Origin of the sequence: Verrucomicrobium sp. 3C, from assembly GCF_000379365.1 — a bacterium.
Lineage (GTDB): Bacteria > Verrucomicrobiota > Verrucomicrobiia > Methylacidiphilales > Methylacidiphilaceae > Methylacidimicrobium.
The window spans coordinates 1,059,204-1,085,565 of sequence record NZ_KB901875.1 but is presented as its reverse complement, the minus strand read 5'-3'; the positions used below and the strand labels follow the sequence as shown (position 1 = coordinate 1,085,565).

The following is a 26,362-nucleotide window of genomic DNA, read 5'->3' as shown; positions in this document are numbered from 1 at the left end:
ATGCCAATGGCGAACAGGTCGAGGTTCTGCAGGCGGAAGGAATCGAAGTCTACTGTGCGATGAGGGCCGAAGCTCTGGAGTGTCGCCGGCGATACGAGTTCCGGCCAGCCGATCGTCGCCGGGAGAAGCCCGTTGCGCATACCGCCCCGTGGAGGCGCAAGATGACCGAAAAGCTCGCCAGCCCGGAAGGTCGCCGCCTCCACGCTCGACGAAAGCAGACCGTCGAACCGGTCTTCGGCGTCATCAAATCGGTGATGGGCTTCCGAGCGTTTCGGCTCCGCGGGCAAGCCAAAGTCCAGGGCGAATGGTCGTTGGTCTGTTTGGCGTACAACTTCAAGCGCCTTTGGAAGCTGATGGGAGCACGCCACCCCGGTTCCCCGATGGTCGGATCCCCATGGTCGCTCTGCGCCAGACCGGCCGCCGCATTATCCTGGCCTTTACAGGTTCCGAGACAATCGTTCCCTGTGCCGCATCGGACTGCCGGCGCATCATGGAGAGTTCTCGCGCTAAGTCTAAGTGCGACGGGCTGTTAGCCGAGATAAGCGGATCCCCGGCGACGGGTTGCGCGTCCTCCCCGCCCGCTCTCGGAGTGGCAGGATTCGAACCTGCGACCTCTTGCTCCCAAAGCAAGCGCTCTACCAGGCTAAGCTACACTCCGTCCTTTTCGGCAAAGTTTAGGCAAAGCGGCCTTCCGCTTCCCCGCATCGCTATTACGTCCAGGAATACCTTACGGTCGGCATCAAAAATGACAAGTTGCTACTTCTCCTCCTTTTTGCCATGTTGCATTCCTGACAAAGTGTAGGGTTTTTCCGATGACTGTCGGCATTTCCCGGAGAGAGGACATTGGCACGCTTTGTGCCCATCGGGAAGAGAAAGAATACGAAGAAATCACTGAATTCATGAGTCTTCAAATCTGCGACCTGCATGCAAGAATCGTCGAACGGACAATTCTCCGTGGAATTTCCCTCGAGATCCGCCCTGGAGAGACCCATGCCATCATGGGCCCGAACGGGTCCGGGAAAAGCACGCTCTCCAAGGTGCTGGCCGGCCATCCCGATTACGAAGTCACCCAGGGCTCCATTGTCCTGGACGGCGTCTCGCTCCTGGAGCGGGAGCCCGATGAACGCGCGAGAATGGGGCTCTTCCTCGCTTTCCAATACCCTTGCGAGATTCCCGGGGTCAGCATCGCCAACTTCCTGCGCGCTGCCGCACAGACTCGGCTCCCCGAGGGGCAATCCCTCTCCGTGACCGACTTCTACCAGAAGCTCTACCAAGAAATGGATGCCCTCGGCATGCAGCGCACCTTCAGCTCGCGTCCATTGAATGCCGGGTTCTCCGGGGGAGAAAAGAAGCGGGCGGAGATCCTTCAAATGGCCATCCTTCATCCCCGCTACTCCGTTCTGGATGAAACAGATAGCGGCCTCGATATCGACGCTCTGAAGGTGGTTGCCGGTGGAGTCAATCGGCTGCGCGGTCCGGAAACAGGCTTCCTGATCATCACCCATTATCAGCGACTTCTCGACTATGTCGCGCCCGACTTCGTCCACGTCATGGTCGCCGGCCGCATCGTCCAGAGCGGAGGCCCGGAACTCGCCTTAGAGCTCGAAAAGCGCGGATACGGCTTCCTGGAGGAGCAGTACGGCTCTCCGGACGCTTCTCCGCTGGCGGAGGCCGGTGTTCAGCGATAAGTTCAAGAAAAGGGAGACTCGATCATGACGGAACATCAGGGCACTACAGGGACGGACCTGCTCCAACTCGACCGGAAAGTGGGAGACTTTCACTATGAGGTGAAGTATGCCTACGACGCGGGAGCGGGTCTTTCCGAGCAGACAATCGATTATATCTGCGAGGCGAAGAACGACCCGGATTGGCTTCGTGAGTTCCGCAAGCGGGCCTTAGCGACTTTTCTCCGAGAGCCCCTCCCGACTCACTGGGCAAGCAAGCAATTGGAGGAGCTTAGCTTCTCTCAGATTCGATATTATCTCGCCCATGGCCAACAGGCCGGCAGGAGCTGGGAAGATGTCCCGGAGGAGGTGAAACGCACTTTTGAGCGGCTCGGAGTGCCGGAGCAAGAGCGCAAGTTTTTGGCGGGAGTCGAAGCCCAATTTGACAGCGAGGCGGCCTATTCCAACATGAAGGATGCCCTCCGCGGACAAGGAGTTCTCTTCGTGGGAAGCACGGAGGGGCTACACAAGCACCCGGAAATCTTTCGCAAATGGTTCGGAAAGGTCATTCCGCCGGGCGACAACAAATTTGCCGCGTTGAACAGCGCGGTTTTCAGCGGCGGGAGCTTCATCTACATCCCTCCCGGAGTCAAGGTTGGCCATCCACTGCAGGCCTATTTCCGGATCAATGCGGAAAGCTTCGGCCAATTCGAACGCACCCTCATCATCGCCGACGAGGGTTCCGAAGTGACCTACATGGAGGGCTGCACTGCGCCTCGCTTTGATACCGCAACGCTGCACAGCGCCGTCGTCGAGTTGGTGGCCCTTCCGGGAGCCAAAATCCAGTATATCACGGTTCAAAATTGGAGTCCCAACGTTTTCAACTTGGTCACCAAGAGAGGGATAGCCATGGAGAACGCAGAGATTCGCTGGATCGATTGCAACATCGGCTCGCGTCTGACCATGAAGTATCCAGCGGTAATCCTGCGCGGACGAAAGGCACGCGGGGAGGTGCTCAGCATCGCGCTGGCCAACAGCGGCCAGCACCAGGATACGGGGGCCAAGATGATTCATCTCGCTGATGAGACGACCAGCAACATCATTGCGAAAAGCATCAGCATCGGCGAGGGCCGCTCGAGCTATCGGGGCATGGTGAAGATTCCCAACCATCTCAAGGGTTGTAAAAACAATACCGAATGCGACGCCCTGCTGATCAACGCGAGTTCCCGCACCGACACCTACCCGGCCATAACGCTCCGCGGGAACCGGAGCGCAGTCCAACACGAGGCAAGCGTGAGCAAGATCAGCGCGGAGCAGATCTTCTACATGCAGCAGCGCGGCCTGTCGGAGGCAGAAGCCATGAGCTTGAGTGTCAATGGCTTTGTCAACGATCTCGTCCGCGAGTTCCCGATGGAGTACAGCGTCGAGCTCAAGCGGTTGATCGACCTGGAAATGGAAGGCTCCGTCGGTTGAACGCCAATCGAGGAATGGGTGTGGACCTGCCCAAACGAGTGATCCTGGACATCCCCGACGGGGGCGCAAAACCCGTCCGACTTCCCAGGTGGTGGAAGGAAATCCAAGATGTGGCATGGGTCGACTACGAGCGCTTGCCTATGCCGAGCCGCAAGGACGAGCGATGGCGCTTCACCGATCTCGGGAAGCTGGCGCTGAGCGGTTACACGGTGAGCACCTCCGTCCCGCAGGGCACCCGGGGCGAACTCCAAAACTTCTTCCGCGGCGGGCGGGCTCCTGGTCTTCTTTTTGCCAACGATTCCCTCCTCTTTTCCGAGCCGCTTTCTCTGGAAGCGAAGCGAAAAGGGGTTCTCTTGGCCCCTCTCCTCGACGCCGCAGCCGACGCACCAGACCTTCTGAAAAGCTGGCTGTTTCAGGAGCGGGTCGCCCTGGGTGCGGAGAAGCTGGAAACCCTCCATCGCGCCTGCGCCACGGCCGGAGCCTTCTTGTACGTCCCCGCCGGAGTCGAGATGGAGCAGCACGTCGATCTCTCATTCTGGTTGACCGAGGGGAATGCGGCGACCTTCCCTCACGTCCTAGTCGTACTTCAGGAAAATGCACGCGCACGAATTCACCTCCGGTTCGGGTCCACAAACTCCTGTGGCGGTTTCGCTTGTTCCGTGCAGGAGCTTTTCCTTGGAGCAGGAGCCCAGCTCGAACTCTTCACTCGTCGGAATTGGGCAGAAGGAACCTGTTCGTTCGACCTCGCCTCCGTCCGACTTGCCCGCGATGCGACCGCCACGACCTTCCAGTTCAATCAAGGCGGAGGATATACGCGGACCGAAAGCAGAAGCCGCCTTCTCGGTCCCGGAGCCCGGAGCGTCATGCTCTCCGCGACTGTGGCGCGCGATCGACAGGAATTCGATCAGCGCTCCTTTCAGGAGCACGCCGCACCAAACACGAAAAGCGATCTCCTCTACAAAAACGCCTTGTACGACTCCTCTCGAACGATCTTTGCTGGCATGATCGATGTCGATCCGGGAGCCCGACAGACGGATGCCTATCAGAGCAACCGGAATCTCCTCTTGAGCCCGGACGCCGAAGCCAACGCCTTGCCCGGCCTGGAGATCCTGGCCAACGACGTTCGCTGCACCCATGGCGCGACCATCGGACAGATCGACCCGGAAGAGCTCTTCTATTGCCTGCAGCGCGGCATCCCCCTCCCGGCCGCGCAACGGCTTTTCGTTCTGGGCTTCTTGACCGACGTGATTGACCGGATTTCGGATGCCGACGCCAGGCGTTCCCTGGCCGAGGAGATCGACTCTTCCCTGAACGACAAGGTTGTCCCCGGGTCTTCTCTTCCGAGCTCGCTGCGGCGCACTTCCCTATTGCCTCCGGCTCAATGAGAGCCTAACCTCCGAGGAACTTAGGCCAAGAACGGCGAAGCGAGGAAGAGCAATGGCACAAGAGTCCGTCATCTTAACTCGAACCGTAGATGCGGTGCAGATTCCCAGCGGAGCACCCATCCAGCTTCAGAAGGACAAACCGGTGGTGATCACGCAATCCCTCGGCGGATCGTTCACTCTGCTGTACGATAGTCGCTGTTTGGTGCGCTTGGATGCCAAGGATGCCGACGCGATCGGCCACGCTCCTCTTGCGGGGCAGCCGGCGGCTCAGGCTCAGCAGCCGCAGCCCGGAGCGCACGTCGACGAGGAAATGGTCTACAACCGGCTTCGAGAGGTTTTCGATCCGGAAATACCCGTCAACATCGTGGACCTCGGACTGATCTACGACTGCCAGGTTTTGCCTCGCGAGGAGGGCGCCTTCGAAGTCGTCGTCAGGATGACTCTCACCGCTCCCGGCTGCGGCATGGGCGTCGTCATTGCCCAGGATGCCCAATCCCGCATTCAACAGATCCCCAGCGTCGTGGATGCTCGGGTCGATCTGGTTTGGGACCCTCCCTGGAACCCGAGCATGATCAGCGAGCAAGGCAAAATGCAGCTCGGGTTGATCTAGTACATCGCTTCATAATTACGTGACATAACAGTGCAGACTAGGTATTATGGCTTTCATTATGGGAGCCATTTTAACTGCATTACCGATTCGTGAAGAGCAGAGAGAAGTGTTAGAAGAGATCGTCCGCAAGAGGAATGCGAAAGCCGGGTTGGTGATGAGAGCACGGATAATTCTGATGGCTGCCGATGGGGTCCAGCGCGGCGCGAGTTTCCCGGCAGCTCCAGTGCAACGCGCGATATCGTGGGCCAAATGGGCGGCGACGGTTTTCCGCGGAGGGGGATCGCTGGGCTCAACGGATGAGCCGCGGAGCGGACGCCCGGGTAACGATAAGCCAATCGCTTACGCGCAAAGTGCTGGTGATGACCGCATGCCCAGTAAACCGCGCCGAGAGGTTTGAGCCGGTGGAGCATCCGCACGCTGGCGCGGGAGGTGGGTTTGCCCCCAGCTCGGATCGCGCGCATTCTGCGAGCTTACGATCTGCATCCGCATTGCCTTCGCACCTTCACGTTTAGCCCGGATCCCCAGTTCAAGGAGAAACTCCTCGAAGTGGTCGCTCTGTACATGCAGCCTCCGGAGAACGCCGTGGTGCTCTGCGCGGAAGAGAAAACCGGCATCCAGGCCCTGGATCGCACGCAGCCGATGCTGCCTTTGCGGGCGAAAAGGCCCCGTTGCTGGACCAACGAGTATGTCCGGCTCGGAACGCGCACGGTCTTGGCCAGCCTGGAGGTGGAGACCGGGAAGGTCTTTGCCCATGTCAAGGAGACCCGGACCTCGGCCGATTTCCTCTCGTTTCTGGACGAGCTTGTCAAACGCTACGAGGACCAGCGGCTCTACGTGGTTTTGGACAATTTGAACACGCACAAGAATGAAAAAGCCCGAAACTGGCTCAGGCTTCACCCTAATGTCAGCTTTCACTATACGCCGACCCATGCTTCCTGGGTAAACCTCATCGAATGCTTCTTCAGCATCCTGACCCGACAGGGCCTCCAACACTCTGTTCACAAATCGAGCAAGGACTTAGAGCGCTTCCTCAAGGCTTACTTCGCCAAATACAATGACCACTGTCAGCCCTTCCATTGGACTAAAGGGCCGGAAAAGCTTCAGCACATCATCGAGCTCACCCAGCAATTCCAAGCCGAATATGCTGCTGCGAACTTATGATGCGATGTACTAGTCGCCATTTCTCACAAAGTTCGTATCCGAGGCGCGCCGCCTTACTCGGGGTCTGCCCGAGTCGGCTTCAGTGATTGACCACGGTTGACGTCGGTCCAGCTACCCAAGCGGTGACGCCGCGGGCCAGGATTTCCCCATATTCGGCGAAGATGCTCCGATAAGCCTGCCCGCCAATGATCTTGGTTCCCTCGTAGTCCCCCGCGATGATCCGTTCGTAGGAATCTCGAGCATTCATGTAGGGACCTTCCACAAAGACCACTGGCCCGCGGTAGATCCGGTTCGCCAAGAGATTTCGGGCAAATACGTAGGGGTTAGGCCCAACCCGTCGGGCCGCGCTCCAATTGGCGTAGCTCTCCGGCGGGAAAGTCCATGTGGCTTCCATCTGCTTGGCGATCGATTCCCCGGCTTCGGCCTCCGGAATGCTGATGCGCGAAAGAAGCTTCCAGAGCAGATCCCATTTCTGGTCATCGTACGTCAGCTCTTCCTCGGAATAGTTGCCGTGCACGAACACGACAAGGCGGCTTTGAGGGATAAGTTCCGCTCGGGTCGGATTGCTCGACCATTTGTCGGCGTTAAAATGAATGCAAAGGGTCAGATCGGGATTGAGCTTCGCCACCAGTTCCGCGCGCGCCCGGATTTCCGCATTCCGATAGAAGAGCACCTGTTCTTCCCGGACAACTCTGCGCTCCAGCTCGGCGGAAAAGCTCGCCGGCACGGACGTCGCGCCTCCGGCGGGATAGAGAGAAGCGAGAGCCTCTTCGCGAAGTCTCTCCGGACGAAGAGCGGTCACCGGCTCGAACAACCGCTTCGTCCAGACGACCGTGGCGCCCGCGGATTCCAACAGCTTGGCCGCATGCCGCGCCGCCCGCATATTGAGTTCGGCCTCGAGTACGGGCGGGTCCGAGCCGATCTGGAAAAACCTCCCTTCCATCTTCGCCCACGGCCCACCGATATGCCCAGGATCCAAGCAAATCACAAGACCGCGCAGTGGTTTCGCGCTAGTCGCCTCGGCTTTGGACAGCTTCCAACCGCTCACTGTCGTCGCCCGAAGGGGAATTTGCGAGTCCAGATCCGGCGCCAGCCGAAGGCGGTAGAGGAGTCGCGTGTGCTCCTTGTCTCCGAAGAGAGTGACCTCGTTGCCGTTGATGACGGTGAACTTCCAAAAAGACCCATCCGGAGAGAAGAGGGCGTTGATCCAGTGAACGAACTCCTCCCTCGTCATGGTTTCCTGGAACGCATCCAACGCGCCCCAATCGGGTTCCGGAGCGAGCGGGCTCAATTCCGCCTGGGAAGAAAGAGGGGAAAAGCAGCTGACCAGGACGATCCCTGCGAATGCGAGCCATCGCACGCTCAAGTCCATCGTTGTCCTCTGCGTCCCAAGAGTGTGCCTGACTCCCGCGCGAACCGGCGGCACTCCGTCGCTCGCCCTTTCGCCTCCACCGACTACGACCCTTCCGTCGCTCGACTCGGATTCAAGCGTAATTCGAGAATCTTTCCGGAAACGGCCCCCACGCGCGCCACCCCGATGTCAGCCTCCAGTCCCCGCCGATCGGCATAGAAGCGCATTTCCCAACTCGGCTCCGATTCTTCCCCCATGAGGGCGAGATCGAAGAGCACGGTACTCAGTCTGGCCTTCCCGACCGCTCCCGTTTTGAGTATAACCTGGAGGGCACGGTCCGAGTCAACCTTTAACCGGTTCGGGTCGAAGGCTTGACTCTCCTTATACCGAACTAAGCGAGCCACACCGAGCGATGCCATCGCAACAATCCCCTGTCGCACGTCGCGCACCTGACCGCCAACCACGGTAATCCTCTTCAAATTCTTCCATCCGCCCTGGTTCCAATACACGAACTCCCAACTCGTCGGGGTGAGTGAGGTCTGGCTGCGTGGGCCAACGATGGCCAACATCTTTGCTTGCGACTGCTCGGGAGCATACTGTTGAGCCACCGCAAGAGCCGAAAAGGCCGTCGGCGCCCCCTGCCTGCCTCGCGTCGGCGGCTGCTGTCCTTTGGCAAAGCAGAATGCGTACGCGGAGAAGGCATAGACGGCGATCAGGACGAACCATCGTTTCATGGAATCTGCCCAATAGCGGAAATCCAGGTATTTCGCAAATCTACTTTCTAAGGCTTCGCAAGCGGCGGAGTTCACGCTTGCCTTTGGGGTGACTCCGAGCGTACCCAAGCATCCTGGATGCTGTGTGCGGTCGCCGGCCGGACTCGAAAAAGGAAGGAGTCAGGCTTCCCATCGTAGATGGCTCGATAGAGGACTCAGGGAGGGAAAGAGATGGCTACCGTTCTCGTTACCGGGGGTACCGGCTTCGTCGGGAGCCATCTGATCCCCCGTCTGATCGAACTCGGGTACCAAGTCCGGGTGCTCACGCGTCACGCGATCCGCGGAAGAGCACTCCCGGCGGAGCGCTGCACAATCATCGAAGGAAGCCCGCTTGACCCGGATGCCTGCCGGCGCGCATCCCGGGAAACCGATGCCGTCATTCACCTCATTGGGATTTTGACGGAGCGCGGGCAAGGCTCTTACCGGGAAGCGCACGTTCAGGCCACCCGGCAGCTGCTCGCCGCGGCAAAAGAAAATGGGGTGCGCCGCTGGCTCCATATGAGCGCGTTAGGATCGCGCCCCTATGCGCCCTCTCGTTATCACGAGACCAAGTGGACTGCCGAAGAGCTGATTCGGTCGAGCGACCTCCACTGGACCATATTCCGACCTTCCGTCATTTTTGGAAGAGACGACCACTTTCTAACCTCCCTGCGCCATCTCTTCTCGCAACGCCTCTTTCGCTACTTCGGACTCCTTCCCCTTCCTCAAGGGGGGGTGAGTCTGCTTCAGCCGGTCGCCATCCGGGACGTCGTCACCGCTTTTACGCGGGCGCTGGTCCTCCCGGCAACGATTGGCAAAGAATATGTTCTCTGCGGACCGGATCGGATCAGCCTATCGGAGATCTGCTTCCTGCTCCTGCAAGGAGAACGCCAGCCGGTCTGCCGCTCCTCTTCCAAGGCGCGGCTCCTCTCGCGCCTCCTTCTCTTTGCGACGCTCTTCACCCTTTTCCCCCTTTCCACTCTCGCCGGCGTGCTCGGCGGCTTTTCCCCGGAGGAGTGGAGCTTCCTGCTGTCGGCTTGGGGGGGCTTGGGCTTGCTGAGCATGCGGCAGCGTCCCGTCCTCTTTCTCCCCATCCCCTGGCCCGTCGCGCGCACGCTGGCTCGATTAGTGGAAAAGCTCCCCTGGAATCTGCCGATCGGTCGCGAGCCGCTTCTCATGCTCGAAGAAGGGAATATCGGCGACTCGTCCGCGGCCGCCGGGGACCTGGGCCTAGAGTTCCTCTCCTTCCGCGATTCCCTCGCGGGCCTCTTCGCAAGCACACAGGTCTCGCTTCCTCTTTCCAAATCAGGCCTCGATGAGGAAGATGGATTCCGAAAACGCTAACCAGCCAGTTGCTCCATGACTACTTTTCGGAATCGAGCGGCGCTCTCCTCGATCTCCGACCTCCCAATCCCCTTTCCAAGGGAAAACCGGACCATGGAGCGGGCTTCGGCCTCGCTCGCTCCCAGTGCCAAGAGAATCGGCGAGGGTCTCAAGGCACCGGAGGAGCATGCCGCCCCCCCCGAAACGGCTACTCCTTCCAAGTCCAGGCCGATCAACAGGCTTTCTCCATCCAACGCCGAGCAACTGACGGCAAGAGTGTTCGGGAGCCTCTCCACCCGGTGACCCCATCTCACCACCCGTGGAAGATCCCTGATTCGATTCCAGAGCAGTTCTGTGAGCTCGGTCTGACGCACGGCCTCCTCTTCCCGCTCTTCCTCGGCGCATGCGAACGCCTCCGCCATGCCGACGATCCCCGCGACATTCTCCGTTCCCGCCCATCGGCCGCCTTCCTGCTCTCCTCCAAAGATCACCGGGTCAACCGGTAGACCGGACCGAACGTAGAGCAGGGCCGCTCCAAGCGGGCCTCCAAACTTATGAGCCGTCAGGCTGGCGGCGGAGACCCCCCATTCCGCGAAACAGAGCGCCTCCTTTCCCGCGCTCTGGACGACATCGCTGTGGAAGACCGCCCCTCGCTCCGCGCAGAGCCGGCCAATCTCCCGCATCGGCTGCCGCGTGCCGATCTCGTTGCTGGACGAAAGAATGGAGACGAGCGTCGTATTGACCCGAAAGCTATCTTGCAGAGATTCCAGGTCGACGCTTCCAAATCGATCCACGGGGATCCTGGATACGGAAAATCCTTCCCCTTCCAGGAATACCATGGATTTTGCCACCGCAGGATGCTCCACCGCCGAGCAGATCAGATGCGTGCCTTTCTTTCGCAATCCTCTCGCCAGACCGACCACTCCCAGGGTATCGCTCTGGCTGCCGCTTGCCGTGAAGACGACCTCCCTCGGCCGCACCCGCAAAAGGGCGGCAATTCTTTCCCGAGCCAGATCTACCGCCGCACGTGCCCTTCTTCCTTCCGCATGCAAGCTGGAGGGGTTGCCCCGGGGATCCAGGTACGGCTCCATGGCCGTCCGAGCCCTGGGATCCAATGGCGTCGTCGCATTGTGGTCAAGATAGATCCGACTCATGCACCGTCCGCCGCTCCGGGGTCGGATCCCCGTTTCCGCACTTGGGCCTCCTGTGCGACTAATGTCACGACGGAGTAGGGCGGGACCGCCTCCGTGAGCCAGACGTTTCCTCCAATCACGCTGTGTGCACCAATGACCGTCTCTCCGCCGAGGATCGTCGCGCCCGGATAGATCGTCACGTGCTCCTCGATCGTCGGGTGGCGCTTGCTTCCTCGAAGCTTTCTTCCGCCAGCGGTCGATCGGGCTCCAAGGGTGACACCATGATAGATTTTTACTGCTTCGCCGATCCAACAGGTCTCTCCGATGACAATCCCTGTCCCATGATCGATGAAGAAATGGGGACCGATTTCCGCCCCGGGATGAATATCGATCCCCGTCCGGCTGTGGGCCCATTCCGTCATCATGCGTGGCAGCAGCGGCACACCATGCCGATAAAGAAGATGGGCCAGCCGATAGGTCGCGATCGCTTCTACCCCAGGATAAGCGAGGAGCACTTCCTCGGTGCTCGCGGCCGCCGGATCTCCGAAAAATGTGGCGGCGACATCGGTGGCAAGACGTCCCCGCGTTTCCGGTAGCTGCGCCAAAAACCAACTAGCGATAGCATCCGCCTCCACACTGGGCTCCTGGTTCCGACCCACGCTCTTGCGAAGTTCTTCGGTCAAGCCCCGATGAACTCGCGCCAGCCTCTCCTCGACGAAGTCGGTCAGCTCACGAGAGGAGTTGGGCGGGGGGGAATGGAAGCCGGGAAAAAGCAGAGCCAGCAGATCTTCCATTAATCGGGCTACGGCTGGCTTCGAAGGAAGATTAGCACGGTCGGCCCGATTGACGCCCCCATCCTTTTCGTAGGACCGGAGCATGGCTTCACAGAGTCCCGGAAGTGGCATCGCCTATCGCGCGAATCTAGCTTCGCCCCTCCCAATCATCCGCTTTTCTCTTGTCGAACCCCCGATGACTAGTCGCCATTTCTCACAAGCTTTCTCCTGCGGCTTGCGAAATGGGCTCGTCTGCTTCGTTGGGCTTGGTTTTCCATCCTTGCAGTATGTCCTCACACAGCTCCGGTGGAAAACCGGCGCCGCGCCTCGCATCCGAGCCTATTTGCGGTGCCTCGGCCACGCAATTTGTGAGAAATGGCGGCTAGACCGGTTCGCTCAATTGAGCTCATCTCTATTCCATTCGCGAGAGAGACCGTTGTCGTTCCTGTTCTTTTCCCCTAAATTCTGAGAATTCCCCCATATGGCCGACGCCGCAAGTGGAATTTGGTCTCTTCTCCATCTGCCTGGATCTCTTCCGTGGCCCAAATCCTACGCCGTTCTCGGCTCCCCGATCGCACATTCTCTCTCCCCGGCGATCCACCAAGCCGCATTTGCCGCCATCGGCTGGCCGGGAGGATACGGACGGGTAGAAGTGCACGCCGCCGACCTCCACGCGGTCGCCGATCGGCTTAAGACGATCGGTTTTTCCGGATGGAACTGCACCGCCCCTCTCAAGCAGGAGATGTTTCGGCTCTGCGATCGACGGGCCGTCACTGCGGTCCAGCTCGGTGCCGTCAACACGGTGCGGCACGAGATAGGAACGCTCGAGGGGCACAATACCGACGGGAAGGGATGGGTGCTTGCCGTGGAGGAGGCGTTTTCGGTTTCTCTTCGAGAATTGCGCATCCTCTTCCTGGGCCTCGGCGGAGCGGGTGCAGCCCTCGCTCGGCAGGCTTCCTGGGAAGGCTGCCCTCTCCTTCACCTCGCGAATCGAACGGCCTCGAAGGCCCTGACCTTGACCGGAGAGCTTCAGCTGCGCTGCCGGATTCAGGCTGTTCCCTGGGAAGAAGCTTCACTGGCTGAGGCGGTTACGAACGCGGATCTGCTCGTCTCCTCGCTCACCGAAGATCCCCATTTCTTGAGGAACCCTGGCTTTCTCGATCGACTCTTTCGCCCTGGTCTTTTTGTCCTCGACCTACGCTATTCGCCCCCTGACCCACCGCTGCTCCAAGCCGCTCGCGCCAGAGGTGCGCGAACGGCCAACGGGCTTGGAATGCTCCTTCACCAAGCTGCCTTGGCTTTTGAACTCTGGACAGGGGCTTCAGCCCCCATTTCCGTCATGCGCGAAGCCCTTGCCGCTTCTCTTTCTCCCGAATCGGCAGAAAAGTCCTCCGGCTGAAAAACCGGGTCCCCATCTTTGCGCAGGCTCTAGACCAGCGGATTTCTCGTTCCTCCTCGGTCAATGAGGAGCACGAAATATTGGGCTGTCAACGGAAAGGAAAAAAAGTTCTCCCGATGGAGGATTCGCTTGTCCGCGTTCCCCGCAATTCTTAGTCTCCATAGATTCCTCTAGCCGCACGACGTTCCGTCTGCCCAATCGCTTGTGAATAAGTTCAGAGAGTGATTCGTCGGTCCGACGAACGACGGCATGGCATTGTAAGTTAAGACACTGATGGTAAACGAATTAGCAAAATCGATCCGCGAAAGCAGTAAATCGAGAGCTTGTTGTGAATAAGTTGTGAATAACGCAAGCATTGATCCTGGCTGGATCTGGAGGAAAGTCTGCGAGCAGATGCGGACGATCGCCTCTCCCGAGGCGGTGGAGCGCTGGTTTTGTCCCCTTCGAATCCTGGCCCTCTCCGATGAGCAGGTTAGCCTGGAAGCACCGGACTCGATCTACCGCTATTGGATTGAAGAAAATTATCTGCCTCAGCTTTCCACCGCTCTGGCAAAAATTCTCGGGAGACAGGTGCGCGTCTCCTTTCCCACTGAGCAGTCAGAAACCAAGAAGGCCGCTACAGAGCAGGTCAAGAAAGCAGAGAAACCGGCACTGGGGATGGACGGAGTCTCGGAAATGATCTCTTCCGACGGACTAAATTCTCGGTACACGTTTGAGACCTTCATCGTCGGGGCCAACAACGAATTCGCCAACGCCGCCGCTCGCGCGATCGCGAGCGCGCCCGCTCGGGCCTACAACCCTGTTTTCTTTTACGGCAGAGTCGGCCTCGGAAAGACGCATCTCATGCAGGCCATCGGCAACGAGATCCGTCGGCTTCATCGATCTCTGCCGGTGCAGTATGTCACTTGCGAGCAGTTTACCAACGAGTTTATCGATGCAATCCAAAAGGGGGCCCTGCTCCGCTTTCGCAAGAAGTACCGAGAGGTCGGCATCCTCCTTCTTGACGACGTTCAGTTTCTGGTGGGCAAAGAACGCTCGCAAGAAGAGTTTTTTCACACCTTTAACTGCCTTTTCGATGGAAGCAAGCAGATCGTTCTGACCAGCGATGCCGTTCCCAGCGCCATGCAGAGCCTGGAAAAACGGCTTACTTCCCGATTTGAATGGGGGCTGACCGCTGAACTTCTTCCTCCGCAGTTGGAGACCCGCTTAGCGATTCTCCGTCACAAGATGCGTAGCCTGTCGATTGCGGTGCCGGACGAAATTCTCTCGACCATCGCGGAGCGCATCCAAAACAACGTCCGACAACTCGAGGGGGCCCTCAATCGAGTCGCCGCCTTCTCCTCCCTCCATCCGGAAAAGCTCACGGCCAGACAGGTAGAAGTTCTCCTCAAAGATCTCTTCAGCGCAAACTCCGCCCTGGGTGTGACCATCGAGTTAATTCAGAAACAGGTCGCCGAGACCTTTGCCATTCGGGTGGCTGATATGACGAGCAAGCGACGGCTGGCTCAGATCACGTTGCCCCGGATGGTCGCCATGTATCTGAGCCGGAAGCTCACCACCTGCTCTCTTACGGAAATCGGAGAAAATTTCGGCGGTCGAGATCATGGAACTGTCCTCCATGCCCAACGCGTGATCTCGGAAAAACTGCAATCGGATCCGCACTTCCAGACGATTGTCCGCGACCTGATTGAAAAACTGCAAAACCCAAGCTAAACAACTGCGGGCGGATTGTGAATAAGTCGATAGATTCGATGCGTTGAATGAAGTTCCTGGACGAAACTCCGATCGAAATACAAATTATTCACAAACATTTAAACCAAATAATGTTTTTATCCTGAATCACTTGCAATCTTTTTAACCGAATCCGGCCGACAAGAAGAAGATGATGAAGAAGAGACTAATTCTTCTCTAAAAACAGAGTTGCCCATGCGATGTGAAATTGTTCGAAGTTCCTTTCTGGATGCTCTTGGCCTCGCTCAAAGTGTCGCTGGCGGCCGAACCACGCTGCCGATCCTGAACAATGTGCTCCTGGAAGCCGATTCAGCCGGGAAGCTCTCGCTTTTTGCGAGCGATCTTCAGACGACGCTCCAGCTCCATATTGATGCCGAAGTAAAAGAAGCCGGCCGAACCACGTTGCCCGCCCGCCGCCTCTTTGCGATCGCCAAGGAGGTGACCACCAAGGAAATTGCATTGACGAGCAACGAGAAGGAAGAAAGCATGGTCATGGCAGGCTCTTCTTCGTTTCGTCTTTTCGGCTTGCCCGCCGCCGACTACCCGACTCCTCCCCTTTTGAGTGATTCTCCGTCGTTCTGCATTTCCCAAGCTGATTTGGTAAGGTTGCTTCGCCGCACCTCTTATGCCATGTCGAGCGATGAAACGCGCTACGTGCTCAATGGGGTTCTTTTCTGCTGGAAAGAGGAAAACCTCACCGTGGTGGCGACGGACGGAAAACGCTTGGCTCTCATGCGAAGTCCCGTCTCGGGTAGGACAGAGGAAGAGATCCAGGGGATCGTTCCCGCTCGGGCGGTTACAGAGCTGCTGCGAATTCTTGGGGAGGAGGAGAGGAAGGTCACGGCCTGGGTCGAGCCGAGCCGGCTCCTTTTGCAGTCGGGAGAGATCCTGTTTTCGTCGAAGCTCGTAGACGGAAAATATCCCAACTATCGCGCGGCAATTCCAGAAGGTGCCCCAGAAAAGATCTATGTTTCCCGAGAAGCATTCCTGTCCGGCTTGCGTCGCGTCTCAATCGTCGCGGGAGAAAAGATGGTCGCCCCGATCCGACTGCGCTTTGAAAACAACGAGCTCGAGTTGTCCTGCAGCTCTGCGGAGATTGGGGAAGCCAAGGAGGCGATTCCGATCCGCTACGGAGGTAAGGAAATCCGTGCCGGGTTCAAGGCCGCCTTTCTGATCGATCCGCTACGGGAAAGTCCGGCGGACGAAGTGGTCCTTCAGATGGGAGAAGCTTCCGGACCTTGCGTCTTCCAGGACGAAGAAGCTTTCCTCTATGTTGTGATGCCGCTGCGTAATGCTTAATCGATCCGGATTCGTCGCTCTTTTCGAGGAACCTCTCGATCGGGAAAGGGTTGAGGAGATCGTTACCCATTGGATTACCCGATTCGAAAGGGTGGAGCAGGCCCTGCCTGGTGGGGAGGGAGCGGGAGCGGCGACGATGAAGATCCGCGCTGCTTCGGATATATTCTGGGAAGATTATCCACAATTCCGAGTCGCGGAAGGAGAGACCTTTGCGTGGGTTTACCTCGCGATAAGTCGAAGGAGCATGGAAACGACGGGGTTTTCGACATCCGGGATCCCTCTTTCTCTGGAGATCCTCCTCGAGCTTCCCCGGCTTTGCGAAATCATCGAGGAGAAGAACGAAGAGCGGTTAACCCAACTGGAGCGGCAAGGCATCTTATGACTTCGCTGCTTTGTCCGGGCGGCGATGGACGCGGTTCCGTTTTTTCTGGAGAGCGAAAGGACGATCCCACGCGCCGAAGAGCACCAGGACCTATTTTTTGGGGAATCTTTCTCGGGTTGTTTCTTCTCGACCAGGGGACGAAGGCAGCGATTCTCCAATGTGGAGAAACTTTTTCACTCTCCTTGATTCCTGGGCTGCTGAATTTTGTCTCCGTTCGGAACACCGGAATCGTCTTTGGACTCTTCTCGGGACAGAACTGGCTATGGATCGGAGTGGGGGCCGTGTTTCTTGCCGTTGGACTCTGGATTGGCCAAAGGCTCGATTGGAGGCGCCGGGAGATCAACGGGATTGCCGCCCTTCTCGCGGCGGGAGCGGCGGGGAATATCAGCGACCGGATCGTTCACGGATTTGTCGTCGACTTCATCGATCTCTACATCGGTCCCTGGCACTGGCCGAGCTTCAATGTCGCCGACAGCTGCCTTTGCGTCGCTTCTCTCTGGATCCTCTTTCGATTTGGCCTTGCTCCGGGTCGCTGACCCGGACGCCGCCCGAACACGAAAGGGGGGAAGGGATAGGGTAGGCTGCCGCGTCGAAGCACGAGAGGCTGCACATTTCATGCGCATATTGATCGTCGAAGACGAGGAGAAGATCGGCGCCTTTATTCAGAAGGGCTTGGCAGAGCAAGGATTCGTCGTAGACAGGCTGGCGCGAGGCGACGAGGCCCTCTTGGCCCTGGCCAACCAGCCTTACGATGCGGCGGTGCTCGATGTCTTCTTACCTGGGCGTGATGGTCTGAGCGTGCTCCGTGCCGTTCGGCGCCGCGGCATCCATCTGCCCGTGCTCTTGCTGACGGCCAGAGGAGAGATCTATGAACGGGTTGAGGGACTGGAAAGCGGAGCGGACGACTATCTTCCCAAGCCGTTTGCCATGGAAGAGCTGGTGGCGCGTTTGCGTGCCCTCCTTCGCCGCGCGGCCGGGGTGGGACTTTCCCTCTACCAGGTGGACGATCTGACCTTGAACCTAGTGAGCCGGGTCGCCACGAGGGGCGAGCGAAGAATCGAGCTCACGGGCCGGGAGTTTTCCCTCTTGGAGCTCTTGATGCGCTCTCCCGGAAAGGTCTTCACGAGAACCGAGATCTGCGAGCATGTCTGGAACTTCCACTTCGATCCGGGAACAAACCTGGTCGATGTCTACATTCAGAAATTGCGGAAGAAGATCGACGAGGGTCAGAGCCGCAAACTCATTCAGACGGTCCGGGGAGTCGGATACCGAATCGAGGAGTCCTCATGAGGAAGCTTTCCCTCCGATGGAAAGTCGCTCTCCTCACGGGAGCGACGGTGGGGCTTGCGCTCGCCCTCGTCGGAGCAGTCGCCGACTGGACGCTTTATCGTAAGCTCGTCCAAGAGGCGGATCTCCAGATGACTTCGGATGCGCGGGAAATGGTTTCGGCTCTCAAGAGCCCGCGATTGCTTTTCGAGGGAAAGCTTCCCGAGAACCTGGAGGGAGAGGAGAGCAACCTATGGGAGATTGATCGAGTGGGAGGGGCAGTCCTCTATCGGGCGCCGTTTTTCAGGACGCAGCAACGACTGGCGAAGGACGGATTTCGCTTTTTGTCGATCGGGAAGCAGACCTTTCGTGTCCTGGTGATCACCAAGGGGGGGTATCGATTGATGCTCGGGCGAGACACGCGGCCTCAGAAGGCGATCCTGCAAAAGGCGGAAATCGCCTATCTTCTTTCATTTCCTCTCGCCCTGGCCATCGCCATTTGGGGAGGATGGTATCTTTCCGGATATGCCTTACGGCCGGTTCGGGCGATCGCTGCGGCTGCGGAGAAGATCGGTCCCCATTCCCTTCATGGGCGAGTCGCAATTTCCTCTGAAGATCCAGACCTGGCACGGCTCGCGCAAATCCTGAACGCGATGTGGGAGAGGATCGAAGCCGCGTTCGAGCAGGAAGCGCGATTGACGGCCGATGCCTCCCACGAGCTTCGAACCCCGCTGACGATCCTCCGGAATCAGTTGGAGGCCGCGCTGACCGAATCCAAGGACCGCCCATTCTCGGGAGAAGAAGTCTTCCTTTCTCTCTTGGAGCAAGTGAAGCGGTTGACGACGATCACCGAGAACCTTCTGTTTTTGTCCCATGCCGAGAGTGGTCAGCTTCGGCTGCACAAGCAGCCCATTGATTGGAGCAAGATGGTGGCGGAGGTGGCGGAGGACGCCCGCCTTCTTGCGGTTCCCTCAGGCCTTTCCGTTGCGAGCTCGATTCCTGCCGGGCGATGGATCTCCGGAGATGGAGAGCTTCTGCTTCGTCTCCTTTGGAATCTCGTAGATAACGCGGTGAAGTATAATACGGCCGGCGGCTCTATCTGGATTACGCTTCAAGAAGATGACTCGTGGCTCATCTTGAGCGTCTCCAATACCGGCCCGATCATTGAGGTGGCGGACCAGACGGAAATCTTTCGACGTTTCTACCGGGCGCGAAGTGCCCGAGACAGTCAAGCCAGGGGCAGCGGGCTCGGTTTAAGCCTTTGCCGGGAGATCGCGGCCCTCCATGGAGGGGAAATTCGGTATGACAATCCGGCAGAAAACTGGAATCGCTTCACGGTCTGGCTCCCAAAGGGAGAATCCCAAGGCCCCGGTCGTGAGCCCGCCTCGACAACCGACAATGCCGCATCGAATCGATCTTTTGTCGTCACCAAGAATGCGTCCCAGGCGGCAGCCGGCCGAAGCGCGATCCACTCAGTGCGTTCTGGGTGAGAGAGTCGGCTCCGAGAACGGCAGAGAAACCTTCTGCGTCCTTTCGGCCGAGGGGGAAGATGGAGGAACGTTCGGGAGGGGGATGCGGAGTACAATCTCTCGGCAGAGTTCGTCTTCCGCTCTCTTGAGCGTGATGTCGCGAAGGAATCCGGCGGCCAAAACCGACGAGATCGCGATATCGATCGGAAAAATGGCAGGAAGAAGCGTGGAGTCCTGCCGTTGACCAGTCACTTCGATGAGGGTGCGACCGGTGCGCCCCGACGCGATCCTTACGCGAAGCCCGACCCGCCAGGCGGAGTAGAGCAAGGCGTAGATGGCCACTGAGTCTTGGACCTCGCCGTAGACGAGCGCGTCGACGCCTAGCCAGTCGGCTACCCGTTCTGCCTTCTCGTGGAGCATGTCCGCCGCCGTATGCCAGCCCATTTGCTGTAGGATCTTGTCCGTGAGAGCGGGGCTCTGCACCCAGAAATCCCTCTGCCCCAGGTAAGTTGCCATTCCTCGCCGGAGGCGATTGGCCGTCGTCCACTTCCAGCGGTCCCGCTCATCCCGGGAACGAGGTTTAGCTGGGACGCCGTTGAGGAGAAAGTTTCCCCCGGTTGCCTGATCGACGAAGGGAAGGACGGCGAGTTGGAACGGTCGGTCGGTCGCCAGATCCGGAGAGGCGACCGTTTGGAATCGCGAGGGATCCAGATCGATCAGGTAGTCGAGGGGATTCTTTTTCCCATGGGTGGATTCCTGCTGCTCGGGGAGAAAAAAGCGCTCCGGGGGAAGATTCGAGGCGGGAGAGGAGGTCCAGGGACGCAGGGGAGCGCGGAAGGCGGCAGCGGGAAGAGCGCCTTTTTGCGGAGAAAGCGCAGGAGTAGTGATCACCGGCAGTGCCTTCTGCACGATATCGGTCGCGGAGCGGGCCGACCGCGGAGGATGCGGAACGCGGACGACAAGCTCGCGGCAGGCCTCGTCTTCTCCCCGCCGCAGGGTGACATCCCGCAAATGGACCAGATTGGCGATAGACGCAAGGGCCAGATCGATGGGATTGGTAGCGATCCGGAGCCCGATAATGTTGCGGGTGGCGCTGCCCGAAAAGATTTCGCGGCCCGAAATTGCCGAGACAATCCAGATCGATAGCTTCACCCTCCAACCGGCTGCGAGGAACATATAATAGCTGCGATAGGCCGAGAGCTTGCCGTAAATCAGGGTATCCGCATCCAGGAAGCGACCCAGGACCTGCGGTTCTGTATCGTCGAGGAGCCGGTCGGAAGAGATCTTGTGCGCGGCGAGGGTGGCGTCGACTAGGGCAACCGGAATAAGGTCGAACTCTCGGGCGGCGAAATAGCCGTGAACCATTCGACGAAGCCTTTGCGAGTGTGTCCATCGCCATATGTCCAACGCGTCCCCTGTCCGTCCCGGCCATCGGATTTCGTTGAGCATATAACTGCCGGTTCCCTCATCAATAAATGGGAGCACGGCGATCCGGCAGGGGGCCGACTCTGCATAGTTCGGGCTGATGTGGACGATACATGAACCCGGATCGGGGTCCATGGCATAATCATACCAGTGCTTTCGGCCATGAAAATCGGCACCTTCTTCCTGAAGAAAGAGACGTTGGTCCTCCGCTTTTTCCGCCTCCAGACAAGGAACGACAAAAAGGAAGAGCCCGACGAAAAAGGAGACGAGAAAACTAACCTGCATTGATCAGAATGCTTTTGCTTTCGACCTGCAGAGCAGATTCGCCTGTTTCGCTCTCCCTGGGCTTCCCCTCCTTGCGGTTCTCTTCCTAGCGCTCCGGGGGAAGACCGGCGCCCCGCCTCGTATCCATGCCTATTTGCTTCTTTTCGGGTACGAACTTTGCGAGATCATGCCGTTGAATCGTCTCCAGAAAAGCGGTGAGGAGCATGTCCTTGTCCTGGGTGCGGAAGCGACTGCTCCGCTCGGAACGATGCTCATACCAGCACGCGCTGCCGGGGGAGGGCTTCGCGGATTGCCGCGGGAAGACCGCCGAAGAACTGCAACAACTCCTCTGGACTGCCCACCGTGACGCGGAGCCAGCCGGGTAGCCCCCAGCCCTCCAAGCTGCGCACAAGAACGCCTCGGCGAACCAGTGCCTTCCAGACTTCTTCCGCCTGCGGAATGCGGACCATCACGAAGTTGGCGCTCGACGGTAGCCAATCGAGCCCGAGTTCTTCGAAGCCTCGTTCGAGGCGAAGCCGACCCACCCTCACGTTCTCCTTGGACTGTTTTTGGTGGGGCCCGTCCCTTAGCGCGGCGGTGGCGGCCTCGTGAGCGAGCCCGTTGGTATTCGTGGGAAGAGAGGCCTTCTGGATTGCACGGGCGATTTCGCGCGGCGCGAGGGCATAACCGATGCGAAGGCTTGCCAAGGAATGAAGTTTGGAAAAGGTCCGGAGAGCCACGATGGGAGCTCCGTCCCGAATGGCCGCGACGAGGTCCGGCGGATGCTCTAAGAAATCCGCGTATGCCTCGTCCAGGGCTAATAGGACACGCGGCGGTAGACTTTTGGCAAAATCGAGAAGCGCGGCATTGTCCACCCGGGTTCCCGTGGGGTTGTTTGGATTGGCCAGGAAGACGAGCCTTGTGCGAGGGGTAATGGCACGGCGGAGGCTTTCCAAGTCAACGGAAAAGTTGCGATCGGGCGCGAGGCGAAGGCGGCATCCAAAGCGTTGCGCGAGAATTTCATACAAGGGAAACGAGTATCGCGGTACGACGACCTCCTCTTGTCTGCTGCGGACATAGACATGAAAGAGCAGCTCGAGTAGTTCGGTCGAACCGTTGCCCAACACAATCTGTTCCGGAGAGGCTCCGAGTTCCGATGCGATCAGCGCTCGAAGACCTTCCCCTGCAATGTCGGGATAGCGATGAGATTCCTCCGCCGCCCTCCGAATTGCCTCCAAGGCGAGCGGGGAAGGTCCCAGCCCGTTTTCATTGGCGTCGAGCCGGACCAGAGGAAGATCGCGAGGCAACAGGTCCTGGATCGGACAAAGCTCGCGGTAGGAGGTAAAATGAAGCTGGAGGATCCAGGGATTGGGCTGCGGGAGAAGCCCGGCAACCTTTTCCGCTTCGCTCTCTCCCCCGCGCTGGTCAGCGTTAGAAGAGGGTTGCATAACGCATGACCTCCCAATTGGTTACTTCCCGATTATATTCGTCCCACTCTGCAAATTTACATCGAAGGAACTCTTCCCGCAGGGATCGACCCAGAGCCTTTTCGACCAGGGGGTCGGAGGCAAACTCCGCAAGCGCCTCGCCTAGGGATCGAGGGAGGAGATCTTCATGCGGCAGCCAGTTCTTCTGGCGCTCGGGCCAGGAATAGATGCTTTTCCGCTCTGGCGCGCCCGAATCGAGGTTCTGTTGAACTCCTTCCAGGCCTGCTTCCAGGACCAGGGCCGAGGTGAGATAGGGATTGCAAGAAGAGTCGGGAATCCGGACCTCGCACTGGCCGCCCCCCAGAGGGATGCGAAAGGCATGGGTTCGATTGTTCCCTCCAAGCGAGTTGAAGACGGGCGCCCAGGAATAGAATTGCATCGCGCCCTTCTTGATCAGGCGCTTGTAGCTGTTCACCGTGGGGGCGAACGCTGCACAGAGCGAGCGGCCATGCCGGAGCAGCCCCGCGAGAAACGAGTAGCCGAGACCGGAAAGGCCTAGTCCGCGAGGGTCTTCGCCCGGCTCTGCGAGGAAAAGGTTCGCACCGGTCCGCGAATCGGCCAGCGAGAGGTGAAAGTGGGCGGCATTGCCTGGTTGATCGGCAAAGGGTTTTGCCATGAAGACGGCCGCCAAGCCTTGTTCCGAAGCAATTCGACTGGCCAGGCAGCGGAAAAAGACGAGGCGGTCGGCCATCTCGAGCGCTTCGCAATGACTGAAGACAAATTCGAATTGAGACCGGCCGTCTTCGTGCTGCACCGAGGAGACTTCCCATCCGAGTCCTTCAAGCGCCTCCAAGATCTGGTCGATGATGTTTGCCCTCTCCAGCAGCCTTCCGGCGTCATAGCTGCCTTTGGGAAGGGTTTCCCGTGGACTGGGAAAGAGCAGCCGGCCGGAAGCTTCCCTTTGGAGAAGGTAGAACTCACATTCGATCCCGAGCCGAAGGCGGAAGCCTTGATCCTCCGCCTTCTCGAGGGATCGCTTCAAGGCGGCTCGCGTGCAGGCCGGAAATGGAGCGTCGGCAAAGGTGAGGTGCGAGGGGATCCAGGCCAACTCCGGCTTCCAAGGAACGGGAAAGCCACGCTCCCAATCCGGGGCGACGGCCACCTCGCCGTCTTCCGGATGCGAGCCCAACCCGTCGAGCGCGTGGCCGGAAAATAGTTCCCCTCCTCGGAGGGATCGCTCGACATGGGAGAGCGGCACGAGCTTCCCTTTGGGGACTCCATGGATATCGACGAAGGCGGGCAGGAAATACCGGATATTTTGGCGTTGAAGGTTCTCTCGAATCTCTTGGATTTTAGAAGGGAGGTGCATTGCCGCGGGAGCAGGTCCATCGGGCGGTCGTCGGAGCGAGAGGGCCGCTGTTCTGTCCCGATCTTCGCAGGACAGGATGAAGAGAAGACGAAGAAGGGATGAATTTATTTTCATCCTTGCGCTGCTCTGCCGAGGAGCTTCACCGAGGCATGAGAGCGTTCCAATCTCTTGTCACGATGCGCTAGCCGCAGGAGAACGCGCGTGAGACTTGCAGGCTAGACAAGCCTTCCAGGAGTGGACAGAGTAAAAGGAGACGAAAGGCTAACCGTTTGCGATGGATACCAGACAATGGCAGGAAGAGGTTCGGCGCCTCAAAAAGGAGAGGAACGCCGTTATTCTGGCCCACAATTACCAAGTCCAGGAAGTTCAGGAGATCGCCGACTTCGTAGGCGATTCCCTCGGCCTCGCTTACCAGGCGCATCGCACCGAAGCCGATTGGATCGTCTTTTGCGGCGTCCATTTCATGGCGGAGACCGCGAAGATTCTCAATCCGGAGAAGAAGGTGCTCCTTCCCGACCTGGAGGCGGGCTGCTCGCTTGCGGACTCCTGTAGTGAGGACGAGCTTGCCCAGGTGCGTCGAACCTCCGATCGCCTTTTCGTGGTGACCTACGTGAATTCTACCGCCCCGGTGAAGGCGCTAAGCGACGTAGTCTGTACCTCGGGCAACGCAGTCAGGATCGTGAACCGGGTCCCGCCGGAGTACGAGATCCTCTTCGTCCCGGATCAAAATCTCGGCGAATGGGTAAAGCAGCAGACCGGACGCAACATGCGCCTCTGGCAAGGGCACTGCTACATCCATGTGGAATTTACTCACGCGAGCCTTCTCCGGATGCGGCAGAGCTATCCGGGAGCACCGATCGTGGCCCATCCGGAATGCGATGCCGCCGTCCGGATGCTGGCGGACGAGATCTGTTCGACCGAGAAGATGGTGGACTACTGTGGGAAGAGTTCTGCCAAGAGCTTCATCATTGCCACGGAGGCCGGGATGCTCCACCGTCTGCGCCGGGAAGTTCCGGGGAAGGAGTTCTTGCCCGCTCCCACCGAGAGTTGCGCCTGCGCCCACTGCCGGTTCATGAAGAAGATTACGCTGGAAAAGGTCTGCCGAAGCTTGCAATCTGGCGAACCGGAAATCGTCGTGCCACGGGAGATTGCGGAGCGAGCCCGCCTCCCGATTGAGCGGATGCTGGATTGGAGCGCCAATTAAGGAAGGAAGATCGGCTCTACTTCTGCGTCCAAGAGCGGCGGTCCTCTGGGGCGAAACCGGCTTCTTCGGTTCGCTTGAACCGGGGAGGAGCGCAGAAAAGCGTGCCTGAGCAAGAAGTCGGAATGAGGCGAACAAACTAGAGGAGAAAGTTTGTCCGGGCGGCGGGCTGGGGCGACCTTGGCGCCGGTCGTTCGGGCATGGAGTTCTACCATGAAAATTGCGATCATCGGTTCTGGATACGTCGGGCTGACGACAGGGGCCTGTTTCGCCGAAGTAGGCCACGACGTGCTTTGCGTGGATAGCGACCAGGCGAAGGTGAAGAGCCTGCGCGGCGGGAGTGTTCCCTTCTATGAGCCGGGCTTGGAAGCCATGATTTCGAGGAATGCGGCTTTGGGACGTCTCCGCTTCGGGGAGTCCGTGGCGGAGGCGGTGGAGAGCTGCCTTGCGCTTTTCATCGCCGTACCGACCCCGCCCCATGCGGATGGCAGCGTCGACCTTCATTACGTGGAGAAGGTGGCCCGCGAGATCGCCGGTTCCCTCCGGGAGTACCGGGTCATCGTTGATAAGAGCACGGTTCCCGTCCGGACCGGGGAGAAGGTGGCCCAGACGATCGAGCGGTACAGCAAGCAGAAGGCGGAATTCGACGTGGTGAGCAATCCCGAATTTCTCCGGGAAGGCTCTGCGATCGCGGACCTGATGAAACCGGATCGCATCGTGATTGGGGCCTCCTCAGAGCGAGCCACTGAGATCATGAAGGAGGTCTACGGACCCTTCCGGACGCTGATGTTGATCACGGATTTGAATTCGGCGGAGCTCATCAAGCATGCCTCGAACAGTTTCTTGGCCCTCAAGATCTCTTATATCAACATGATCGCGCAGATTTGCGAGGCTTCGAAAGCGGACGTGCTCCTTGTGGCGGAAGGAATGGGCTTGGATCGGCGGATCGGCCGCTCCTTCCTGCAGGCGGGAGTCGGGTGGGGGGGCTCCTGCTTCCCAAAGGATGTCTCCGCCTTCATACGGATCGCCGAGGAGTTGGGCTGTGATTTCCGTCTGCTGAAGGAGGCCGCGTCGATCAATGAGCAGCAGAGGGAGCATTTCTTGAAAAAGATTCGCGAGGAGATCTGGCTTCTGCGCGACAAGACGATCGGCTTGCTGGGCCTGGCGTTCAAGAACAACACGGATGACACGCGGCAGAGCGTCGCGATGTCTTTGGCGGAATCCTTCCTCAAGGAGGGAGCAGTGGTTCGCGCTTTCGATCCGAAGGCAATGGCGAAGGCGGAGCAGGCGCTCCCGCAACTTCAGCTTTGTTCTCGCGGAGAAGACGTGGCTCAGGGTGCGGATTGCGTCGTGGTGGCATCGGAGTGGGAGGAGTTCCGGGACCTCGATTGGCTCGCCATGAAAAAGCGGATGGTGAGCCCGCTGGTGTTCGATGGACGCAACCTTTTGGACCGGGAAAAGATGACGGCCTGGGGGTTCTCGTATCGCGGCGTCGGTCGATAACA

General features: G+C 59.0%; 23 protein-coding genes and 1 tRNA gene. 16 read left to right on the top strand and 8 right to left on the bottom strand.

What is annotated here, in order from left to right:
• Positions 1-533 (top strand): transposase (locus tag A37A_RS19030; protein WP_155996607.1); only part of this gene is annotated, 533 nt, incomplete at its 5' end.
• A 51-nt stretch (positions 534-584) separates the two neighbouring features.
• On the opposite strand, the gene A37A_RS0105965 is transcribed toward A37A_RS19030, so the two are convergent.
• Positions 585-658 (bottom strand) — tRNA-Pro (locus A37A_RS0105965).
• Between the two features lie 241 nt (positions 659-899).
• Here A37A_RS0105965 and sufC point away from each other — a divergent pair.
• The 5 genes from sufC (at position 900) to A37A_RS20010 (ending at position 6,293) form a co-directional block, all read left to right on the top strand.
• Positions 900-1,688, top strand: coding sequence for a Fe-S cluster assembly ATPase SufC (gene sufC, locus A37A_RS16080; protein WP_051076275.1), 789 nt, complete (start codon positions 900-902; stop codon positions 1,686-1,688).
• A gap of 24 nt (positions 1,689-1,712) precedes the next feature.
• Positions 1,713-3,137: a Fe-S cluster assembly protein SufB gene (gene sufB / locus A37A_RS0105955; RefSeq protein ID WP_018290609.1), complete on the top strand. Its 1,425-nt coding sequence runs from the start codon at positions 1,713-1,715 to the stop codon at positions 3,135-3,137.
• Positions 3,134-4,522, top strand: coding sequence for a Fe-S cluster assembly protein SufD (sufD, locus tag A37A_RS16075; protein ID WP_155996492.1), 1,389 nt, complete (start codon positions 3,134-3,136; stop codon positions 4,520-4,522). The genes sufB and sufD overlap by 4 nt, the downstream gene beginning before the upstream one ends.
• A 52-nt stretch (positions 4,523-4,574) precedes the next feature.
• Positions 4,575-5,132, top strand: coding sequence for a putative Fe-S cluster assembly protein SufT (sufT, locus tag A37A_RS0105945; RefSeq protein WP_018290607.1), 558 nt, complete (start codon positions 4,575-4,577; stop codon positions 5,130-5,132).
• A gap of 393 nt (positions 5,133-5,525) precedes the next feature.
• Complete coding sequence (locus A37A_RS20010) at positions 5,526-6,293, top strand: IS630 family transposase (protein ID WP_018290605.1); 768 nt, start codon at positions 5,526-5,528, stop codon at positions 6,291-6,293.
• Between the two features lie 79 nt (positions 6,294-6,372).
• Here A37A_RS20010 and A37A_RS0105930 read toward each other — a convergent pair whose 3' ends face one another.
• Together A37A_RS0105930 and A37A_RS0105925 are read right to left on the bottom strand one after the other, a co-directional pair.
• Positions 6,373-7,665 carry an N-acetylmuramoyl-L-alanine amidase gene (locus A37A_RS0105930; RefSeq protein ID WP_018290604.1) on the bottom strand — a complete coding sequence of 431 codons (1,293 nt, stop codon included), beginning with the start codon at positions 7,663-7,665 and terminating at the stop codon, positions 6,373-6,375.
• A gap of 83 nt (positions 7,666-7,748) precedes the next feature.
• Positions 7,749-8,378: a hypothetical protein gene (locus A37A_RS0105925; RefSeq protein ID WP_018290603.1), complete on the bottom strand. Its 630-nt coding sequence runs from the start codon at positions 8,376-8,378 to the stop codon at positions 7,749-7,751.
• 210 nt (positions 8,379-8,588) lie between these two features.
• On the opposite strand from A37A_RS0105925, the gene A37A_RS18205 reads away from it, so the two are divergent.
• Positions 8,589-9,740 carry a complex I NDUFA9 subunit family protein gene (locus tag A37A_RS18205; protein ID WP_018290602.1) on the top strand — a complete coding sequence of 384 codons (1,152 nt, stop codon included), beginning with the start codon at positions 8,589-8,591 and terminating at the stop codon, positions 9,738-9,740.
• Here the strand turns inward: A37A_RS18205 and A37A_RS0105915 are convergent.
• Entirely contained in the window at positions 9,737-10,873 is a 1,137-nt protein-coding gene (locus A37A_RS0105915; RefSeq protein ID WP_018290601.1) for a cysteine desulfurase family protein, read from the bottom strand. The genes A37A_RS18205 and A37A_RS0105915 overlap by 4 nt on opposite strands.
• Positions 10,870-11,730, bottom strand: coding sequence for a serine O-acetyltransferase EpsC (epsC, locus tag A37A_RS0105910; protein ID WP_018290600.1), 861 nt, complete (start codon positions 11,728-11,730; stop codon positions 10,870-10,872). The genes A37A_RS0105915 and epsC overlap by 4 nt, the downstream gene beginning before the upstream one ends.
• Before the next feature lie 376 nt (positions 11,731-12,106).
• Between epsC and A37A_RS16065 the strand changes: the two genes are divergently transcribed.
• The 7 genes from A37A_RS16065 (at position 12,107) to A37A_RS18195 (ending at position 19,192) form a co-directional block, all read left to right on the top strand.
• The gene (locus A37A_RS16065; protein WP_018290599.1) at positions 12,107-13,024 is read left to right on the top strand and encodes a shikimate dehydrogenase; all 918 of its coding nucleotides are present in this window, start codon (positions 12,107-12,109) and stop codon (positions 13,022-13,024) included.
• 339 nt (positions 13,025-13,363) lie between these two features.
• Positions 13,364-14,737, top strand: a complete 1,374-nt coding sequence (gene dnaA / locus A37A_RS0105900; RefSeq protein WP_018290598.1) for a chromosomal replication initiator protein DnaA — start codon at positions 13,364-13,366, stop codon at positions 14,735-14,737.
• A gap of 213 nt (positions 14,738-14,950) precedes the next feature.
• Positions 14,951-16,054, top strand: coding sequence for a DNA polymerase III subunit beta (gene dnaN / locus A37A_RS0105895; protein ID WP_018290597.1), 1,104 nt, complete (start codon positions 14,951-14,953; stop codon positions 16,052-16,054).
• Entirely contained in the window at positions 16,047-16,436 is a 390-nt protein-coding gene (locus A37A_RS0105890; protein ID WP_018290596.1) for a hypothetical protein, read from the top strand. The genes dnaN and A37A_RS0105890 overlap by 8 nt, the downstream gene beginning before the upstream one ends.
• Positions 16,433-16,972, top strand: coding sequence for a signal peptidase II (lspA, locus tag A37A_RS18200; protein ID WP_018290595.1), 540 nt, complete (start codon positions 16,433-16,435; stop codon positions 16,970-16,972). The genes A37A_RS0105890 and lspA overlap by 4 nt, the downstream gene beginning before the upstream one ends.
• Positions 16,973-17,051: 79 nt before the next feature.
• Entirely contained in the window at positions 17,052-17,726 is a 675-nt protein-coding gene (locus A37A_RS0105880; RefSeq protein ID WP_020494078.1) for a response regulator transcription factor, read from the top strand.
• The gene (locus A37A_RS18195; protein WP_018290593.1) at positions 17,723-19,192 is read left to right on the top strand and encodes a cell wall metabolism sensor histidine kinase WalK; all 1,470 of its coding nucleotides are present in this window, start codon (positions 17,723-17,725) and stop codon (positions 19,190-19,192) included. The genes A37A_RS0105880 and A37A_RS18195 overlap by 4 nt, the downstream gene beginning before the upstream one ends.
• On the opposite strand, the gene A37A_RS16050 is transcribed toward A37A_RS18195, so the two are convergent.
• From A37A_RS16050 to glnT, 3 genes are all read right to left on the bottom strand, one after another.
• Positions 19,175-20,881, bottom strand: coding sequence for a GNA1162 family protein (locus A37A_RS16050; RefSeq protein ID WP_018290592.1), 1,707 nt, complete (start codon positions 20,879-20,881; stop codon positions 19,175-19,177). The genes A37A_RS18195 and A37A_RS16050 overlap by 18 nt on opposite strands.
• 251 nt (positions 20,882-21,132) lie before the next feature.
• The gene (hisC, locus tag A37A_RS16045) at positions 21,133-22,308 is read right to left on the bottom strand and encodes a histidinol-phosphate transaminase (RefSeq protein WP_018290590.1); all 1,176 of its coding nucleotides are present in this window, start codon (positions 22,306-22,308) and stop codon (positions 21,133-21,135) included.
• Positions 22,292-23,656: a type III glutamate--ammonia ligase gene (glnT, locus tag A37A_RS0105850; protein ID WP_018290589.1), complete on the bottom strand. Its 1,365-nt coding sequence runs from the start codon at positions 23,654-23,656 to the stop codon at positions 22,292-22,294. The genes hisC and glnT overlap by 17 nt, the downstream gene beginning before the upstream one ends.
• 274 nt (positions 23,657-23,930) lie before the next feature.
• Between glnT and nadA the strand changes: the two genes are divergently transcribed.
• On the top strand, positions 23,931-24,860 hold the full coding sequence (gene nadA / locus A37A_RS0105845; RefSeq protein WP_018290588.1) for a quinolinate synthase NadA: 930 nt from the start codon (positions 23,931-23,933) through the stop codon (positions 24,858-24,860).
• A 210-nt stretch (positions 24,861-25,070) separates the two neighbouring features.
• Positions 25,071-26,360, top strand: coding sequence for a UDP-glucose/GDP-mannose dehydrogenase family protein (locus tag A37A_RS0105840; protein ID WP_018290586.1), 1,290 nt, complete (start codon positions 25,071-25,073; stop codon positions 26,358-26,360).
• Positions 26,361-26,362 lie beyond the last annotated feature (2 nt).

Bases quoted from the DNA above. Each gene is read 5' to 3' on its own strand.
- A37A_RS18195 (WP_018290593.1), top strand. From the start codon at position 17,723: ATGAGGAAGCTTTCCCTCCGATGGAAAGTCGCTCTCCTCACGGGAGCG.
- glnT (WP_018290589.1), bottom strand. From the start codon at position 23,656: ATGCACCTCCCTTCTAAAATCCAAGAGATTCGAGAGAACCTTCAACGC.
- epsC (WP_018290600.1), bottom strand. From the start codon at position 11,730: ATGCTCCGGTCCTACGAAAAGGATGGGGGCGTCAATCGGGCCGACCGT.
- A37A_RS16050 (WP_018290592.1), bottom strand. From the start codon at position 20,881: ATGCAGGTTAGTTTTCTCGTCTCCTTTTTCGTCGGGCTCTTCCTTTTT.
- A37A_RS0105840 (WP_018290586.1), top strand. From the start codon at position 25,071: ATGAAAATTGCGATCATCGGTTCTGGATACGTCGGGCTGACGACAGGG.
- A37A_RS0105915 (WP_018290601.1), bottom strand. From the start codon at position 10,873: ATGAGTCGGATCTATCTTGACCACAATGCGACGACGCCATTGGATCCC.
- A37A_RS0105890 (WP_018290596.1), top strand. From the start codon at position 16,047: ATGCTTAATCGATCCGGATTCGTCGCTCTTTTCGAGGAACCTCTCGAT.
- A37A_RS0105880 (WP_020494078.1), top strand. From the start codon at position 17,052: ATGCGCATATTGATCGTCGAAGACGAGGAGAAGATCGGCGCCTTTATT.
- A37A_RS18205 (WP_018290602.1), top strand. From the start codon at position 8,589: ATGGCTACCGTTCTCGTTACCGGGGGTACCGGCTTCGTCGGGAGCCAT.
- dnaN (WP_018290597.1), top strand. From the start codon at position 14,951: ATGCGATGTGAAATTGTTCGAAGTTCCTTTCTGGATGCTCTTGGCCTC.
- hisC (WP_018290590.1), bottom strand. From the start codon at position 22,308: ATGCAACCCTCTTCTAACGCTGACCAGCGCGGGGGAGAGAGCGAAGCG.
- nadA (WP_018290588.1), top strand. From the start codon at position 23,931: ATGGATACCAGACAATGGCAGGAAGAGGTTCGGCGCCTCAAAAAGGAG.
- A37A_RS16065 (WP_018290599.1), top strand. From the start codon at position 12,107: ATGGCCGACGCCGCAAGTGGAATTTGGTCTCTTCTCCATCTGCCTGGA.
- lspA (WP_018290595.1), top strand. From the start codon at position 16,433: ATGACTTCGCTGCTTTGTCCGGGCGGCGATGGACGCGGTTCCGTTTTT.
- sufT (WP_018290607.1), top strand. From the start codon at position 4,575: ATGGCACAAGAGTCCGTCATCTTAACTCGAACCGTAGATGCGGTGCAG.
- A37A_RS0105930 (WP_018290604.1), bottom strand. From the start codon at position 7,665: ATGGACTTGAGCGTGCGATGGCTCGCATTCGCAGGGATCGTCCTGGTC.
- sufC (WP_051076275.1), top strand. From the start codon at position 900: ATGAGTCTTCAAATCTGCGACCTGCATGCAAGAATCGTCGAACGGACA.
- A37A_RS0105925 (WP_018290603.1), bottom strand. From the start codon at position 8,378: ATGAAACGATGGTTCGTCCTGATCGCCGTCTATGCCTTCTCCGCGTAC.
- sufB (WP_018290609.1), top strand. From the start codon at position 1,713: ATGACGGAACATCAGGGCACTACAGGGACGGACCTGCTCCAACTCGAC.